The sequence below is a fragment of the Pusillimonas sp. T2 genome, from assembly GCF_002236805.1.
GTDB lineage: Bacteria > Pseudomonadota > Gammaproteobacteria > Burkholderiales > Burkholderiaceae_B > Neopusillimonas.
On the sequence record NZ_NIQA01000006.1, the window covers coordinates 1 to 15692 of the forward strand.

The following is a 15692-nucleotide window of genomic DNA, read 5'->3' on the forward strand; positions in this document are numbered from 1 at the left end:
GCCACTCATTTTGAAATGTCCAGCATACGCTCCATGTCCTGATAGCGTGGGTAGGTAATCAATACGGCCCGATGCGGGCCATGAAACACGAACATTGACCCAGCAGCAACGGCTGAAGCCCCCGCTACGACAGCCTCGCGCATGTGGTCCAAATTACCCGCGCCGCCTAAGGCAATTATTGGCACTTGTACAGAGCCCGCCAAACTTCGGACCAACTCGACATCATAGCCCGACATCATACCGTCCCGATCCACTACGTTCAGCAATATCTCCCCGGCTCCTGCTTGCGTCATCTTGTTCGCATGGCCCAACCAGTCTAGTGTGAGAAGCTTTTTTGAATAACTTCCGTACAGCCACGGTCGCTTACGCCAATCGCGTTTGATGTCGATAGAGACGATTACGCTTTGGCTGCCATAACGCTCAGCAATACGCGTGACCAACGAGACATCTGATAATGCAGCCGTCTGCAGGCAAATCTTCTCCACACCCAAATCAAAAATCCGGGCAGCCTGATCCAGAGTCTGAATGCCACCGCCATAGGCCAAGGGCATAAAGCACTCTCCGGCGAACAGTTCAATGGCACCAAAGTCAGGCCCCGCTCCAGATCGCGTTGCCTCGATGTCTAACACCATCAGTTCATCAACTTCCTTGTCATTGAAAATCCGTATGGCATTGGTTGGATCGCCCACATACACCGGATCTTTAAAGCGACGGGTTTTTACCAGTCCACCCTTGCGTAGCAGCAGTGCCGGTATGACTCTATGCCTGAGCATATACCCACTCCGTAAAACGACGCATCATACCCAAACCGAAGCGATGACTTTTCTCAGGATGAAACTGCACACCAAACATATTATTTTTTTGGAAAGCCGCTACAAAATTGCCACCATAATTACAGGTAGCAGCGACGTCCGATGAGTCGTTACAGTGAATTCTGTATGAATGCACGAAATAAAAACGCTGTTCCTGCTCATGCCTCGGCAACAATGGATTATCTTTGACTGCACTCAAGAGATTCCAACCCATGTGGGGCACCGGCAGGCTCGTCTCACGGGCATCGGGAAAGCGCGTCGCCCATGCGTCAAACCAGCCCAAACCTGGCGCGCGCCCCTCCTCGCTCCCTTTGCACATAAGCTGCATCCCCAGGCAGATGCCCAACACCGGGACCTGCTCCTGGAGCACAACTTTGCTCAACGCTTTATCCAGCCCTCGTTGAACGAGCTCCCCCATACCGTGATCAAAGGCTCCCACACCCGGAAGTATCAGTGCTGTTGCATCACGAACCTCCTCAGGCGTACAGATTATTCGAGCCGATGCTCCCGCTTTTTCCACCATCCTGATGACGGACTGGCTATTTCCACAGCCATAGTCAAGCACAGAAATTACATTCACCATTATTGTCGCTATATAGTCAGGAGGTCAGAATCGATGAAAGTCGGCTGTAACGCCGAGACAAAACAAGATAGACAATATACATACTGGCATAGCCACAACCATATGCGACAAGCGTCATCTGATATGTGTCGAAACCATACAGCGCGCTGACTACCATGACGAGTAAGGCACATTGCCATATCAAATCAATGTTTTGCTTCTGGACAAGAAAAAAGGTATAGCTCAAAGGACTCGCAATAAAGCGCAACGCAAACAGGGGTACCAGCCATACAGCGATAGTCCCTGCCAAATGCCATGACTCACCGAACAACAACACAAAAGCGGGCTCAGCCAATCCTACGGTAACCAGCACCAAACCCACGGAGAGAATGGCCAACACTTTGAATGTCCTCTGGTATACCTGCTTGCAGTTTCCATGCGCACGCATTTCTACCCCAGCATCGCGGATAAACACGTCACGCACGGCTCCGCCCAGCACCGCTAACGGCGCGCCCATCGTCCGGACAGCCAGCGCAAAACACCCCGCCACATCGCCGCCGTAGCGCATACCCAAAATTATGACCGGAAGCTGGGATGCACTCGTATTGATTATGTCGCTAGGCATAGCAAACAAAGGAAAACGCCAATATTTTTTCCAAGTCTCAGAGAGCAAGGCTCGCGCCGCCAAAAAACTCTTAGGCCAAAAGTTCCAGACCGGCAGCAGCCAAGCCGCCACTGCAACAGCCACCATCGTACCGATGATCTGAGCAATGGCAAGAGAAAGGGCTGATGAAGAAACCCAGGCAGCGATGATTTGCAGAACGGTAACCATACCAGCCTGAACCAACCGCACAACGTTCAACACACGGACTTGCCCATTATTAGCAGCCCAAGCCTGCCATATCACCGATAACGCGGCGCAAATACTCATCGGCACCAGCCAGTAACACATAAACCTCGGCAAGCCAAATATTTCATCAGCCAGTACAGGCATCAGCAACCCAACCGTCAGGCCCAAAGGTATACCCATGCTAAGCACAATCAAGACTGTAACTGCAACCAACCGCCCCCGCTCCTCCCCATCTCGGGCTAGGCCAAACGCCGCCTCAAGACGAGCCGAAAGCAAAAGATTCACTACTAAAGAAATCCCATACCAAGCAGCAAAAGTCCCAAACTCTGCGGGTACATATAAACGGGCAATCCACAGGGAGCCAAGAACGGGTATAGCTTGCGCTATAGCAGCGCCGGAAAACACTACAGCGACCCGCTGCCAGTAGGTAGACAGGCGGCTAGCGCTCATTAGCAATTACCAACTCGCGAATGCGCGCTCTAGCGTCATTGACGTAAGCATCAACCCCAACCTGATTCAAATGGCTCTCATCCATATAAATCAACTGCCCATCAAGGTATGGGGCACTACGGAATACCTGTAAGCGATCCAACTCAATAAAGCTCGCACCTGCCCGCTTTGCCGTACCGGCAATAATTAAATTGGCCTGCTGATATGCCCCATTAAATGAGACCTGATGAGGCAACCCCAAACCAGCAAAGCGATACATCCGCATAGGATTTCTGGATAATTCGGGCACCTGAGAAAGAACATATACCCGACGCCCGGACCCCTGGTTCTGGAGAAACCGCTCCAAACTCGGCGCGAAGAGGGGATCCTCAATCTGATAACTCCACATGCCAGCAATGAATACCATGTCGAATTTGGTAACAAGGGCTTCCACCCGACTTATTTGATCGAGGCAGGATTGACGCGCCCATTCCGGGAGTTTCGATACATTAAAACCAGAAATAGGCACACAACTACTGGCGGTTAACACGGTTGCCTTGAAACCTTCGTCACGCCCCAATCGATCGAAGAATCCATTCAACATAGCAGCGTGAGAATCGCCAATCACCAAGACCTTACGCGAACTTGCTAGGTCACCCTTCTCGCAATGCCCGTTGTCCACACCATGACAGATCAAATAGGGGTCGGCATACCTTGTATATTCGATCGGCAAACCGGAGGAGCTAAAATAAGCCTTAGCGGCAATGGCAACGCCATAGGCCCCAAATGATCCGACACCGGTAATTACCAGCACAGCCGCAAGACGACGCCACGTCATAAAAGACAACCGCAGCTTTCTGGCCGGCTCTTCAACAAAGTAAAACGATACACATGCTAATAGTAAGGTCGCTATTATAAATACCAACGTCTCTTGCAAACCAAGCGAAACAGCGCCTGTGTAGTATCGAATGAGGGCGAGAACCGGCCAATGCCAAAGGTACAACGAATAAGATAAAAACCCTGTCCAAACCATCAAGGGGCTACAGAGAAAAGCGGAGAATGAAGAGCGACTTGCTGAGATAATCAGGCCCGCGCCAACAACTGCAGGCAAAGACAATAACCCCGGAAATAGCGAAGCACCATCCAACACAATTAAGCTACCAACGATTAGAGACGCTCCCGCCCAGAAAGCAATGTTGGCAACGGTAGTCGACCAGCGCAGCCCAATCGAGGATATCGCTAAATATGCCCCCGCCAAGAACTCTGGCACCCTGGAATAAAGCGCGTAATAAGTCACTTGCCGATGATCCATGACACGCAATTGCCACTCCGCCACCAAAATCAGCACCATCGAAATAAACAAGATACTCTGCTTGATATACCGATCTGGGATGAGCAACAACGCTATAGGCAGCAGCATGTAAAACTGCATCTCCACAGCAAGTGACCATGTATGCAGCAAAGGTTGCTCGGCAGTAGTTGGCGCAAAATAATCGCCAAAATTTGCGAAATAACTATTACTGAAGAAGAGCACCGCCGACTTTAAACTGGCCACGAAATACGTAAAGTCGCTATTGGTGAACAACAACTTGGCTAAAATAGTCACGGTTGCCAGCATAAAGAAATATGCCGGGACAATACGCCTGATACGGCCTAAATAGAAACGCCCCAAAAAAGAGGTCAGCGTCCCTTGAATAGCACCCTTCCTAAACTGAATTTGTTGCGTAATCAGGTAACCCGAAATCACAAGGAATACATCGACCCCAACAAATCCGCCAGGTAGCAATGTTCCACCGTAGTGAAACAAAATGACTGCCAACACAGCAAGGGCTCGAAGCCCTTGAATATCTGGGCGATATGCCAGCCTATTCATCTATGTCCACTAAGCTGCGCCGACAACAGTCACGCTGCCATCTGCCAAGCGATAACGCATGCCGGTCGCTGCGCATACCGCCTCACCTTCCCCACATAGCGGCAAATCCAACTGCTCCCCGTGCTCACTCATCCAACCAATTTGTTTTGCAGGCACACCAACCATCAGCGCATAAGGAGGCACGTCTTTATTCACCACAGCTCCTGCGCCTATAAATGCAAACTGACCAATCGTCACCCCGCAAACGATCGTAGAGTTGGCACCTAAGGTTGCGCCCTTCCTGACGATCGTATTACGGTACTCGTTCTTTCGTTCGATTAGCGAGCGAGGGTTATAAACATTGGTAAAGACCATGCTAGGACCGCAAAAAACACCGTCTTCAAGGGTTACATTGTCATAGACTGAAACGTTGTTCTGAATCTTGCAGTAATCACCAATTACAACCTTATTACCTACGAATACGTTTTGCCCTAGCGAAACCCCTAAGCCAATGCGCGCGCCTCCGCATACGTGTACGAAATGCCAAATGCGTGAGCCTTCGCCAATTTGCGCCCCTTCGTCGACTATTGCCGTGTCATGTTTTGTATAGCTCATTTCTTCAGGAAGGGATGATAATCAGCTTGCAAAGTAGCGAGCGCCGCATTGCGTATTGATGAGACTGTTGCAATAGCGACTCGATTTTCCTCTAAACCGAACCCACGCCCCGCAAGTATTTCCTCGTAACTACGCGTGTGCAAATCCGTAAAACCACCCGAAAACTCAATCTCGTCGCCATCCACTGTAATAGACCGATAAGTGCGCTGCCCTTGCTCACGCTGAGCCGCTGGCACATCCATATAGTCCACAGACAAGAACCACCGCACGCGTGCATGCTCATATTCCAGATAACCGGCAGCATGGGTTTCCGCATTGGCGTGCACCACACTCTCTTGCAACTCTCCAAAAATGTAGTGCAACATGTCAAAGAAGTGCACGCCAATGTTTGTCGCAATGCCCCCCGATTTCTTTGCATCACCCTTCCAGGACTGCAAATACCAACGACCACGCGACGTAATGTAGGTCAGATCCACATCCCGCTTAGTATCTTTCGGCTGGCTACGCACCTTTTCGCGCAGGGCGACAATGGAGGGATGTACCCTAAGCTGGAGTATGGTGCTTACTTTCCGGCCAGTATCCTGCTCTATTTCTTGCAGGCCATCTATATTCCACGGGTTCAGCACCAGCGGCTTCTCACAAATGGCATCAGCACCAGCTCTTAGTGCAAAGCGCATATGCGAGTCATGCAGGTAGTTGGGTGAGCAAATAGATACGTAGTCGACCTGCCTTCCGTCGTTTGCCCTGCGTAGCTTATCTATATGGCGATCAAAGCGCTCGAACTCCGTAAAAAAGTCTGCTGAAGGAAAGTGACTATCTATAATTCCGACCGAATCATTGGGGTCTAATGCAGCAACAAGATTGTTCCCCGTAGCTTTAATAGCCTGCATATGGCGAGGAGCGATATAGCCTGCGGCACCAATAAGAGCAAAGTTTTTCATGAAATTACCGTTGAGAACGGACTGTGGGTTGTTAGTCATTCGCCTTGTAACTCCCCTGCCTCGCGCCGTAACTGCACAATTTCGCGTTTCAGGGCCTCATACTCGGTCATTTTGATTTTTAAATACTGCGCTGTCAGCTCGGCTTTTACTGTCAAACCTACTGGGGTCAGTAAATACACATAGGCCAATTTGTTTTGGCTATTACGAAAATTTTGCATTTTGATCATGCCCTTGTCTAACAAGGCCCTGATGCAATAATTCGCTTTCCCCAAGCTTATGCCCAACCTGTCAGCCAAATCACGCTGGCTAATAGCAGGGTGCGAAGCCAACAGGCGAAGAACCTTTAAGTGGTTCTCATCATGTAATCTAGCATCAAGGGGCATTATTAATGGTTATTGCACACTCAGCCGCGCTACCGCCATGCTGTCACACGATCAGCAAGCGCGAGAAAAATTGAAAACCACACCAAAACAGAAAAAAGCGGCGTTCAAATATTGAACAAACTATAGCACGCGCTTGTACGAAAAACACCCAAAAAAACAGTAGCGCGGTGAAGACTTGCCCACTACGTCACGTTTGCTTGAAAGCGCCCTAAAAGTGATGTCCCCGCCCTGCACGTATGGCGACTAGTCCAATGCTTTCGACTCCGATTTAGCATCACTGCCGGGGCACGCAAGCACCACAAATAAAGCCAGATACGCCGCATAGAAACCCATAGTATTCATGCGGCGAAACATGGTCTCAGTTAACCCAAAGAGCGCAAAACCCAGGCAAAGGACCAACCCCATGGCCGCAGCGGCTTTGACATCGGCGCGGGCATGCTGACTTAGCAATCGAGGCAGTAAATAGATGCAAGGTGCGAAGTAAATTAGCAACAAGCCCAACGCACCAGGAAACCCAAAGGCAGCGAAGACAAGCAATACATCGTTGTGCGGCTCTCCGAAACCAGAATCAACCGTGACTTGTGACACCAACCCTTTAGGCATAGCCACACTCTCTAGGTATTGCCCGTAATACCCGCCGTCACCAAGACCAAACCAAACGTTACTCAATCCCGCGTCAATCGCTGACTGCCAAAGTTGAATACGCACACACATGCTGTTGAACTGCAAGTTATCAGCAGTATTGCAATTTCGTATCTCTTCGACTCCCTCAAAAATACGGCCAAGCAGAGCATCATTGCTAGCTACAATAACAGCCAAAAGGACTAAAATACCCGCAAGCGCAACGCTAGCCCTAAGCGGTTTTCTTACCCCCAAAAAAAGAAGGAGCCCGACCAAAACAAACACCGGCACACCCAATAAGCCGGTGCGTGTTTGAGCAATAACAAACGCCGAGAAAGTCGCTGTGGCCACTAGGATTTTGAACCCACTTTCAAATTTGGGCCAAAGCGTCAACCTCCACCTAAGCGCATAAACTGAAATAGCACCCAACAACAGCATGATGCTTGAATAGGTAGTTAGAATTAACCCGGGCGTAATGGGCCGAGGGCTACCTCCGGCGATTAAGCTCAGCAAAATGGCCGTTGACACCAACCCCGCTATCAACACGCCCCATAAAGCATGTTGCAGCTTTTGGGGGTTAATGTGTGGCAAAGCCAATAGCAAAACCCACAACCCTAAAAAGAACCTGAGCGCACCCTCACTATTGGCCCCTGCCCAGTCACCATAATAAATAGACGAAGCCGCCACAGACAAAAACAACACGCTATAGCTGGCAATAAGCCAACGGTAACGGTAGGTTTGCTCGGCAGCGCCAGCAAAGCGTTTCTGTACCAACAGCGCCAAACAGGCTGCGATAAGGGCATAGAACACACCGCTAGGCAGCGAGGCGCTGGTCAGCAGAGCGACAGGCAGTAATGCATAAAGCACTACGATAAGATTGGGTAGCATGGAAATAATATCTGTGAAGGCCGGAATGCCTTCGGATTGTAGCGCTATGCCTTGCTGGTTTAGCTGGTAGGGCTACATAATACAAAAATCCGGCAGGCCCAAGTAGCAGGCAACTGCCGGATTTAATTTGCAGCTAACCGTTATTTAACCCGGTCAGCCACCTTAAGCGTCATGTTCATGGCTTCGGCGGTGGCCTTGTTTTCGTTCATCAGCTCAACTGTCGCGGCTTTCATTTTACCCAGCAGCTCGGTACGCTCTTGCTCGGGCAATTTATGCACGGTACCGCCCTGCTCTGCCCAAAGCTTGTAAGCATTGGCCTGGTCTTGCAGTACGAAGTCGTACAGTTCGGGCTCAAGGGCAACGGCTTCTTCTTTCAGGATTTTTTGCAGGTCTTTAGGCAGGGTGTCCCACCATACTTTGCTGACCAGCATGACTTCGCCCATAACACCGTCTTCTGTGGCGGTTACGTTGTCGACAATGTTGTACAGCTTAAGCGACGTGAAAGCCGGGGGTGAGCTTTTAATGCCGTCAATGGTGCCTTGCTGCAGCGCGGTCACAATTTCGCTAAAGTCGACGGGGACGGCAGTGGCGCCCATCAGCTCGGCGCCTTTGCGCTCAATGCGCGAGGCCAATACTCGAACCTTTTTGCCGTTGAAGTCGGCCAGTGTTTTACCGGCAAACTTGGTGGCAAAAGCAGTATTGCCATAAATGTACATACCCAAACCGACCAGGCCTTTGCTTTCGCCGATTTTCATGAAGTATTCACGGAACTCTGGGTCGCTGAAGGTGCGTTGGGCGTGGCGGGCGTCGGTAAATACGCCGGGTACGTCCATAACCTGGTAACGGGCGTCAACACCCACCAGGTAAGCAGCAGGCCCGGTATAGAACTCAATAGTGCCAAACTGCAGGCCTTCAATCATACGTGCGTTAGAGCCCAGCTGCGCGGCGGGGTAAAGCTCGGTTTTAATCTGGCCCTGGCTACGCTCTTCAATCCGCTTGGCAAACCGCTTGATGGCTTCTGTTTGCACGTCGTTAACAGTCGCGGTGGCTAGCTTCATTTTGTATTCGGCTGCCAGCGCCGACTGGCTGAAAGCGCCTGCCACGCACAGTACGGCAACGCTTAGGGCGCCGGCAAGCTTAGACAATGACCTACGTTTTTCTTGTTGGGTACGAATCAGCATATCTATTCCTTTTTTAAATTGGAAAACCACGACTAACTTTTATTTAACGAACCCGGCGCCAAACAGCGACAAGACGGGGACATAGGTAATCAACATCAAAACCAAAATTTGAACAATGATGAACGGCACCAGGCCCGCGCATATGGTGGACATACGGGCACCAAACAAGGCATGGGACGTGAAGATATTCAGACCAAAGGGCGGCGTGAACATACCAATGCTAAGGTTGACCGCCATAATGACGCCAAAGTGGATCAGGTCGATGCCCAGATACTGAACAATGGGTATAAGGATGGGCGTGAACAGCACGATGGCTGAAATCGGGTCGACCAGGCAGCCAATAATCAGCAAGAAAATATTGATAATTAGCAGGGTTGACCAATAGGTTTCACCCGTTGCCGATACGTACTGAACCAGCGCTTGCGGCACGCCACTGGTGGTCAGCACCCACGAGAACACCCCTGACGCGGCCACAACGATCAAAATTTGCGCTGTCAGACGGCTCGAGCTGTGGACCACGTCCCACAGTTCTTTCCAGGTCAGTTCGCGGTAAATGAACTTGGTGACCAAAATACCGTAGATACCGGCAACGCCGGCGGACTCGGTTGGCGAGAACACGCCGCTGTAGATACCCCCAAGGATGACAACCGGGGTGCCCAAAGCAGGCAATGCGTTTACCACCAGCTTGACCACTTGCGAGAACGAGCGCTTTTCTTCGGGTGGCGAATTAACACGCCTTGAATACCAAAGAATGTACAAAAGCGTGCCAAAGCCCAGCAATAAAGCGGGTATGACGCCAGCGGCGAACAGCTCGGCCACCGACTGCTCGGCCGAGGCACCATACAAAATCATCAAAATGCTGGGCGGCATAACGCTGGCAATACCACCGGCCGAGGTGATCAGACCTAAGGAAAACTTCTCGCTGTACCCACCTTCGCGAAGGCTGGGGTACATTAGCTTGCCCATGGCGGCAACGGTTGCTGGGCTTGAGCCCGACACCGCACCAAAGAACTCGCTGGCAGCAATGGTGGTAATGGGGCGTGCTGCACGTGCCCGACCAAACAACGCCAAAATACAATCAACAATACGGCGCGACACACCGCCCCGCGCCATGATGTCGCCGGCAAAAATAAAGAACGGCACGGCAAGCAATGCAAACTTGTCCAGACCACCAAACATAATCTGCGGGATAAGCATTGACGGCACATTCATGTACCACAAGACAGCAACCGCCGACGTCGCTAACAACACCAGGTAAATAGGAAAGCCAACAATTAGTGTTAGCGCAGGCACAACGACTAGTGCAACAGATAGACTCATAACGACCTCGGATTAACTGACGCGCCGCGCAACAGCGCAAGCAGCCTAAGCACAGACGCCAGCACCACGAATGCAAAGCAAACCAAAATAGATGAATAGGCCCACGACTTGGGCATTTCGGCAACGATGGTGACCTGCCCCAGGCGGTCGACAAATTCAACAACCTTGTAAGCGTAGAACACGATGAACCCGCTTAAGACGGCGCCTAACGCCGTGGTTGCAAAAAGCAATGCCGCCTGCGCACGCGGGGCAAGGTAGGGGCGAAGAATATCGGTGACCAGGTGCTCGCCAAACAGCGTTAAACGAAACGACATCAAGCAAACCGACCAGATGATCAGAATGATGGTGACTTCTTCTGCCCAGAAAATGGGCAAATGAAAAACGTACCGGCCAACGACATTGGCAAAGTTCAGTAAAAGCGCCAGTGCAAAGCAAACCGCCGCGCCCTGGTCAAGCACCCACAACGCCCCGTTAAGCACACGACCAGGTATGCCTGAGGGCGCAATTTGAATGTCACTCATGGCTGCCCCCTGTTACCGAGGCGCTGTCTTTGAAGACCACCGGGGCGTTGGCTTTTTGATTTACTGTCAGTTGGAATACGTCGGGCCGCGCGTAGCTGCCGGCCACGTCAAAATCGAGTTTGCCTCGCGCAATTTGTACGGGGTCGATGATGGCTGTCAGCAGTGCGTCTTCGTCAAAAACCGGACCGGCAATCACGGTGCCCAAAGGGTCGACAATCACACTGCCGCCGCGCATCAAAATAGCGTCGTTATCGTTACTGATGGTGCAGTCGTAGTCTGCGGGGAAGTCGCCGCGTCGGATGAACTGACAACTGGACAGCACATAGCAACGCCCCTCGCGGGCAATATGCTGCATAGACGGTACCCACGTGGGGCGGTCGTCGGCTGTTGGGGTGCAATACACAGCAATGTCTTGGGCGTACATGGCCATGCGCAGCATAGGCATGTAGTTTTCCCAGCAAAGTACGGCGCCCATTTTCCCGGCGGGGGTGTCAAATACAGGTAAGGTCGACCCATCACCATAACCCCACACCACGCGTTCGCCGGCGGTAGGCATTAACTTGCGATGCTTGCCCAGCAGTTCGCCGGTTGGCGAAAAAAACAGAACAGTGCAATACAGGGTGCCAAGTTCGCGTTCGATAACGCCCATAACCACAAAGGCGCCGGCTTTAGCGGCGGCTTTGCTCAAGCGATCTGTCTCGGGGCCGGGGACGACAATTGAGGCCTGAAAATACGACGCGAATTCGTCACGCCCGGCTTCGGTGCGCACGCCAACAACTACACCAAAGCCACCGCCTTTGGGGTATCCGCCCACAAAAGCTTCTGGGAACACGACAAGCTCACACGCTTGGTCGGCCGCTTTTGCGATCCATTGTTCAGCTTTGTCGATTGTTGCTGCAGTGTCGCCATACACCGACCCGGTTTGAACTACGCCGACTTTCATATTCCGCTCCATTGACGTGAATGCTGTCGGAATTATCAGACAGTTCAAATTTTATTAACACTGGGGTTAACACGGACGCAACTTGCCGTTAATCCCCTGTCTAATAGGGGAATACGTAAATAAAAAATAATGACGAAGAGACATGGCTGACGCCGAAGATGGCCGAATCCGGCTTTCTGTCTACGATTTTCGACAGGAATTAACGATGGATATTGCGTACAAACTGGCGCAGATTGGAATTAATGGCACGCTATACAAGCTGTACACGGCGGCCATCGAATTGGGCGAGGCGCCTATTGCAGAGGTTGCAGCGCGCGCTGGCATGGTGCGCACGACCGCGTACGATGCGTTGTCGCGCCTGGAGCAAGAAGGGCTGATCACACTGCAAGAAAAACGCGGCAAGCGCTACGTTATTGCGCTCGACCCAAATACGCTGATGGAAAAGCTTGAGGGGCGACGACAAATGTTAAGCGAACTTTTGCCCCAGCTTCGGTCTATGTATAACCGTGCCAAAGGCAAACCGCAAATACGGTTTTACGAGGGGATTGAAGGCATTCGAACCGCACTACGCGATACCTTGACCATTACCGATACCCCGAAGGTTGTGCGTGGGATCCTGTCGATGGAGGAACTGATGCAAACCCCTGGGCGAGCGGAAATGGACAAATTCATTAACGACCGCGTCGATGCCGGTATTTGGCTTAAGGTATTGCGATCAGAACAAAAAGATGTAGAACCCATTTGGCCATCGAGCAACGAAACACTTAGGGAATTACGCTACTGCCCGCCCGATATGGTGCTGTCAATGACCACGTTTATTTACGACCAGCGGGTATGCCTGATTTCGTCGAAACAAGAAAACTACGGCCTGATTATCGACAGCGTAGAGTTTGCGGCTATGCAAAGAACGTTGTTTGACGCCATATGGGCGCTCAGCGCGCCAGGGCATTGAGCCCCTACCGCCACAACTGATAAATATACTTGCGCCGGAATTTCTCCCAGCCGTGCAAGAACGCTTGTATTGGCGAGGGCCAGCGGCCTTCCAGGGTGCTGTCGAACAGGCCACGTTTGGTGCCTTGTTCGACCACGGTGGGCTCTAGCCACAGCAACTGTATGCCCAGGTCTTTGTCCATTTGGTCAAAGGCGTTGTCAATGGCGTTGCTCATTTTGTGTTGGGCGATCCAGTCAAGGCGCATTTGGGCCGCTTGTTTGCCAATAATGTACGAGTCGGTAAAGCGGCCTTTTTTGGCGGGGTACAGATGTTGGCCTTTTTTGCGCTGGCTGCGCGGGGTGTACCAGTTGCCGCCGCTGCCTATAAAGGTAACGCTGGGGGTGTTGGCGTAGTTTTGCTTAAGCTCGCGCAGGGCGTTGTCTATGCCTTTACGAAAGTCTTTATGCAAAATGGCGTCGTCTTCCAGTACCAGGCAGTAGTCCCACCCGCGGGCTACCACGCGCTGCATGATGGCAATGTGCTTTAGCCCGCAAGACTTGTGGCCGTTGGTCAGGTTGGGGTTGGGCAGGTAGTACTGTTCGTTCAGCTCGGGGGTGATTTCGTCGGCGTCGTGCTCGAAAACAAATTCGCCCGTCAGGCCAAAGCGGCGTAATTCGCGCTCGATGTGGGCGCGGCGTTCGGTAAACGTTTTAACGTTCACCACACAAATGCCGTCCAGGCCCCAGGCTGCGGTCGGTACGGGCGGGTTCGAATAATCCATGGTCACTTTGGGTGAGGGTTTGACTTGCGGGATTATAGGGGGAAGCTGGCGGGATCACGCCGCCGGCATCCTGGCAAGTTTCCGCACAGCGTCGGTCATGCCTTCGGCAACGGCACTGAACACGTCCTGGGGGAAGTCGTCTGGCAGTTTGACTTGAACGGCCTTCAGAACGCCGGGTAACGGGTCTATAACGCTTTCGATCAAGGTTTCCATATCGGCACCCCACCCACATAGCCGGGCCATGTGGTTAAAGTGTCGCCGCTGAATGTCTTTTATTCGATAGTGGGTATTTTTGCCCTTGACGGCCATTGCCAGCTTCAGCCGGTTTGCGTCTAGCTGACTCGGGCCCCGGCCTGTAACCGGCCATGCCGACAATACGTCGTAAAGCGGCGTCATTTGGTAACGACCGCCGGGCAACAAGAACACAGAAAAATTCTTGGCATGGCCATCGGTTGCCGCCATTGCCCAGAACAGCAATTGCGCTTTAAGCAGGGTCGCAAGGTCAAGTTCTCGGGCTTCCGACTGCTGCAAGACAGAGGCAATATCAACGATGCCCGGCCCGCCATCTGCTTCGTACTTGGCGCTAGGCGGGGTGCCTGTGACCTGGCAAAAATCTTCTTGAGGTAGGCGCAGCCAGTAACCTCGATCAGACAATCGACGATCGAAACGTTCGACCACAAGCACTTTTTGGTCTTCGAACTGCGCAATTTCACATGCAGCTACTGGCAGCCCGAACGCTTTCAGTATTTGGGCGCACAGCCATTCGTTTTCCACCGACGAGCGCATGTCTGCCTGACGGTTTCCGACCAAGCCAAGCGGCAACTTGAAAATGTGTGTGGTTGGCGTTGCGCCAAGGGGCCGGCAACATGCCACTGCCCTACCCTTATGCCGTTTGCCCATAAATTAAGGCAGCGGGCTTTTAAGCGGCGCGCCATGCTTACCACTCGCTTTCGGTGGGTGCTACGTTTTCGCGCGCCTGAATGGTGAGCTCGAGCCCAAGAATTCCCGCCAGGGCCAATAGCCGATCAAGCGTTAGATGGCCGGGCTGATTTTCTATTTCAGACAGGCGATTTTGACTGATACCTAGTTGCGCCGCGACATGCGCCTGGGTTAGGCCAACAGCTTTGCGCCGGGCAGTCAAAATACGCCCCATTTGCTGACTGGTTGAGAGTTTTTGCATGGCTGCACGTTGGGTTATTGTGGTGAGACTACTGTATCGGTTTAGTCGATATCTGACAAGTATCGGTCATATCGATATTTTGAAATAATCGGTTTTATCGATACTCGAAAGAAATCGGCGTCATCGATACCTTGAAACCGCACTTCGACACGACTTAAGTAACAACTGCGTACTATCCGTGCTGGATATTACTGCCATTTCCCACCTAATCCGAACTACTACCGTCATACGATGATCAAGGTTTCCACGCTTTTTGCACCCTTGAAATAGAGCAACTATTGCTCTAAACTACGTATGCCGACAATTCAATTTTTTTATAAATCAAGAGTGGTTATGTATGCTGGCGACCATCCCCCGCCGCATACGCATATCCTGATGCGAGATGGACGCGAAGGCGAAGGCTTAATCCATGAGTGAATTTTTTTATCCCAGGTTGGAAGCCGTCGAAGCGTTGTCGCCTTATGTGTTGCGCACTCGATGGAGCACGAACGAGGTCCTTGATGTCAATATTGAACCCGTGCTTCGTAAAACACCCGACTTCACGGCACTGCTAGAGCCTGAGACTTTTGCCAAGGCACATGTCGCGCAATGGGGGCACGGTGTTGAGTGGTTTGATACCGAACTGGGCGCCGACAATGTCTACGCGTGGGGAAAAGAACAGGCCGGCGAAGTCAGCCACCAAATGCTCGACGCATGGATGCGCCGCAATAGCCTTTCGTTAACCCTGGCGGCCCAAGCCTTGGGTATCAGCCGGCGCATGGTGAGTTACTACCGTACAGCACACAAGCCTATTCCAAAAACCATCTGGCTGGCTTGTTTGGGCTGGGAGTCGCTAAGTCGCGAGCAAGCCCGTAAGCTGCATACGGCGGTTTAGTTTGCCTG

At 51.9% G+C, this 15692-nt stretch carries 17 protein-coding genes; 2 read left to right on the forward strand and 15 right to left on the reverse strand.

All coding sequences use genetic code 11. The annotated features are described in order from the left end of the window. Nucleotides 1–5 precede the first annotated feature (5 nt). The 12 genes from PuT2_RS10560 to PuT2_RS10615 form a co-directional block, all read right to left on the reverse strand. The gene (locus tag PuT2_RS10560) at nt 6–773 is read right to left on the reverse strand and encodes an AglZ/HisF2 family acetamidino modification protein (protein WP_093971022.1); all 768 of its coding nucleotides are present in this window, start codon (nt 771–773) and stop codon (nt 6–8) included. Then, complete coding sequence (gene hisH / locus PuT2_RS10565) at nt 760–1395, reverse strand: imidazole glycerol phosphate synthase subunit HisH (protein WP_216820814.1); 636 nt, start codon at nt 1393–1395, stop codon at nt 760–762. Before hisH ends, PuT2_RS10560 begins: the two co-directional genes overlap by 14 nt. Before the next feature lie 16 nt (nt 1396–1411). After that, on the reverse strand, nt 1412–2674 hold the full coding sequence (locus tag PuT2_RS10570) for an oligosaccharide flippase family protein (protein ID WP_093971023.1): 1263 nt from the start codon (nt 2672–2674) through the stop codon (nt 1412–1414). Then, nucleotides 2664–4526, reverse strand: a complete 1863-nt coding sequence (locus PuT2_RS10575; RefSeq protein WP_093971024.1) for an acyltransferase family protein — start codon at nt 4524–4526, stop codon at nt 2664–2666. Before PuT2_RS10575 ends, PuT2_RS10570 begins: the two co-directional genes overlap by 11 nt. Nucleotides 4527–4535: 9 nt before the next feature. After that, complete coding sequence (locus PuT2_RS10580; RefSeq protein ID WP_093971025.1) at nt 4536–5120, reverse strand: acyltransferase; 585 nt, start codon at nt 5118–5120, stop codon at nt 4536–4538. Next, the gene (locus tag PuT2_RS10585; RefSeq protein ID WP_093971158.1) at nt 5117–6061 is read right to left on the reverse strand and encodes a Gfo/Idh/MocA family protein; all 945 of its coding nucleotides are present in this window, start codon (nt 6059–6061) and stop codon (nt 5117–5119) included. Before PuT2_RS10585 ends, PuT2_RS10580 begins: the two co-directional genes overlap by 4 nt. A gap of 35 nt (nt 6062–6096) precedes the next feature. Next, complete coding sequence (locus PuT2_RS10590; protein WP_093971026.1) at nt 6097–6444, reverse strand: MarR family EPS-associated transcriptional regulator; 348 nt, start codon at nt 6442–6444, stop codon at nt 6097–6099. Nucleotides 6445–6687: 243 nt separating this feature from the next. Then, nucleotides 6688–7953 (reverse strand): O-antigen ligase, encoded by a 1266-nt coding sequence (locus PuT2_RS10595; protein WP_093971027.1) that lies wholly within the window; start codon nt 7951–7953, stop codon nt 6688–6690. A gap of 140 nt (nt 7954–8093) precedes the next feature. Further along, nucleotides 8094–9134 carry a TRAP transporter substrate-binding protein gene (locus tag PuT2_RS10600; RefSeq protein ID WP_093971028.1) on the reverse strand — a complete coding sequence of 347 codons (1041 nt, stop codon included), beginning with the start codon at nt 9132–9134 and terminating at the stop codon, nt 8094–8096. A gap of 39 nt (nt 9135–9173) precedes the next feature. Beyond that, nucleotides 9174–10454, reverse strand: coding sequence for a TRAP transporter large permease (locus PuT2_RS10605; RefSeq protein ID WP_093971029.1), 1281 nt, complete (start codon nt 10452–10454; stop codon nt 9174–9176). Then, complete coding sequence (locus PuT2_RS10610; RefSeq protein WP_093971030.1) at nt 10451–10975, reverse strand: TRAP transporter small permease; 525 nt, start codon at nt 10973–10975, stop codon at nt 10451–10453. The genes PuT2_RS10605 and PuT2_RS10610 overlap by 4 nt, the downstream gene beginning before the upstream one ends. Further along, entirely contained in the window at nt 10968–11918 is a 951-nt protein-coding gene (locus PuT2_RS10615) for a carbon-nitrogen hydrolase family protein (protein WP_254046993.1), read from the reverse strand. The genes PuT2_RS10610 and PuT2_RS10615 overlap by 8 nt, the downstream gene beginning before the upstream one ends. Nucleotides 11919–12060: 142 nt before the next feature. Here PuT2_RS10615 and PuT2_RS10620 point away from each other — a divergent pair, with 142 nt between their 5' ends. Then, nucleotides 12061–12870 (forward strand): TrmB family transcriptional regulator, encoded by an 810-nt coding sequence (locus tag PuT2_RS10620; RefSeq protein WP_254046994.1) that lies wholly within the window; start codon nt 12061–12063, stop codon nt 12868–12870. Between the two features lie 4 nt (nt 12871–12874). Here PuT2_RS10620 and PuT2_RS10625 read toward each other — a convergent pair whose 3' ends face one another. From PuT2_RS10625 to PuT2_RS10635, 3 genes are read right to left on the reverse strand one after another with little or no spacing between them, the layout of a single operon-like run. Next, nucleotides 12875–13630: a glycosyltransferase family 25 protein gene (locus tag PuT2_RS10625; protein ID WP_093971033.1), complete on the reverse strand. Its 756-nt coding sequence runs from the start codon at nt 13628–13630 to the stop codon at nt 12875–12877. A 54-nt stretch (nt 13631–13684) separates the two neighbouring features. Next, a complete protein-coding gene (locus PuT2_RS10630) occupies nt 13685–14530 on the reverse strand; it encodes a HipA domain-containing protein (protein WP_093971034.1) in 846 nt (281 codons plus the stop codon). A 37-nt stretch (nt 14531–14567) separates the two neighbouring features. Then, nucleotides 14568–14810: a helix-turn-helix domain-containing protein gene (locus PuT2_RS10635; protein WP_093971035.1), complete on the reverse strand. Its 243-nt coding sequence runs from the start codon at nt 14808–14810 to the stop codon at nt 14568–14570. A 409-nt stretch (nt 14811–15219) separates the two neighbouring features. Between PuT2_RS10635 and PuT2_RS10640 the strand changes: the two genes are divergently transcribed. Next, nucleotides 15220–15684, forward strand: a complete 465-nt coding sequence (locus PuT2_RS10640) for a DUF2442 domain-containing protein (RefSeq protein WP_093971036.1) — start codon at nt 15220–15222, stop codon at nt 15682–15684. The last annotated feature ends 8 nt before the right edge of the window (nt 15685–15692 follow it).

Excerpts from the sequence above, each read along its gene's own strand:
- PuT2_RS10610 (WP_093971030.1), bottom strand. The coding sequence starts at position 10,975 with ATGAGTGACATTCAAATTGCGCCCTCAGGCATACCTGGTCGTGTGCTT.
- PuT2_RS10595 (WP_093971027.1), bottom strand. The coding sequence starts at position 7,953 with ATGCTACCCAATCTTATCGTAGTGCTTTATGCATTACTGCCTGTCGCT.
- PuT2_RS10630 (WP_093971034.1), bottom strand. The coding sequence starts at position 14,530 with ATGGGCAAACGGCATAAGGGTAGGGCAGTGGCATGTTGCCGGCCCCTT.
- PuT2_RS10620 (WP_254046994.1), top strand. The coding sequence starts at position 12,061 with ATGGCTGACGCCGAAGATGGCCGAATCCGGCTTTCTGTCTACGATTTT.
- PuT2_RS10605 (WP_093971029.1), bottom strand. The coding sequence starts at position 10,454 with ATGAGTCTATCTGTTGCACTAGTCGTTGTGCCTGCGCTAACACTAATT.
- PuT2_RS10635 (WP_093971035.1), bottom strand. The coding sequence starts at position 14,810 with ATGCAAAAACTCTCAACCAGTCAGCAAATGGGGCGTATTTTGACTGCC.
- PuT2_RS10590 (WP_093971026.1), bottom strand. The coding sequence starts at position 6,444 with ATGCCCCTTGATGCTAGATTACATGATGAGAACCACTTAAAGGTTCTT.
- PuT2_RS10640 (WP_093971036.1), top strand. The coding sequence starts at position 15,220 with ATGAGTGAATTTTTTTATCCCAGGTTGGAAGCCGTCGAAGCGTTGTCG.
- PuT2_RS10615 (WP_254046993.1), bottom strand. The coding sequence starts at position 11,918 with ATGAAAGTCGGCGTAGTTCAAACCGGGTCGGTGTATGGCGACACTGCA.
- PuT2_RS10570 (WP_093971023.1), bottom strand. The coding sequence starts at position 2,674 with ATGAGCGCTAGCCGCCTGTCTACCTACTGGCAGCGGGTCGCTGTAGTG.
- hisH (WP_216820814.1), bottom strand. The coding sequence starts at position 1,395 with ATGGTGAATGTAATTTCTGTGCTTGACTATGGCTGTGGAAATAGCCAG.
- PuT2_RS10625 (WP_093971033.1), bottom strand. The coding sequence starts at position 13,630 with ATGGATTATTCGAACCCGCCCGTACCGACCGCAGCCTGGGGCCTGGAC.
- PuT2_RS10600 (WP_093971028.1), bottom strand. The coding sequence starts at position 9,134 with ATGCTGATTCGTACCCAACAAGAAAAACGTAGGTCATTGTCTAAGCTT.
- PuT2_RS10575 (WP_093971024.1), bottom strand. The coding sequence starts at position 4,526 with ATGAATAGGCTGGCATATCGCCCAGATATTCAAGGGCTTCGAGCCCTT.
- PuT2_RS10580 (WP_093971025.1), bottom strand. The coding sequence starts at position 5,120 with ATGAGCTATACAAAACATGACACGGCAATAGTCGACGAAGGGGCGCAA.
- PuT2_RS10560 (WP_093971022.1), bottom strand. The coding sequence starts at position 773 with ATGCTCAGGCATAGAGTCATACCGGCACTGCTGCTACGCAAGGGTGGA.
- PuT2_RS10585 (WP_093971158.1), bottom strand. The coding sequence starts at position 6,061 with ATGAAAAACTTTGCTCTTATTGGTGCCGCAGGCTATATCGCTCCTCGC.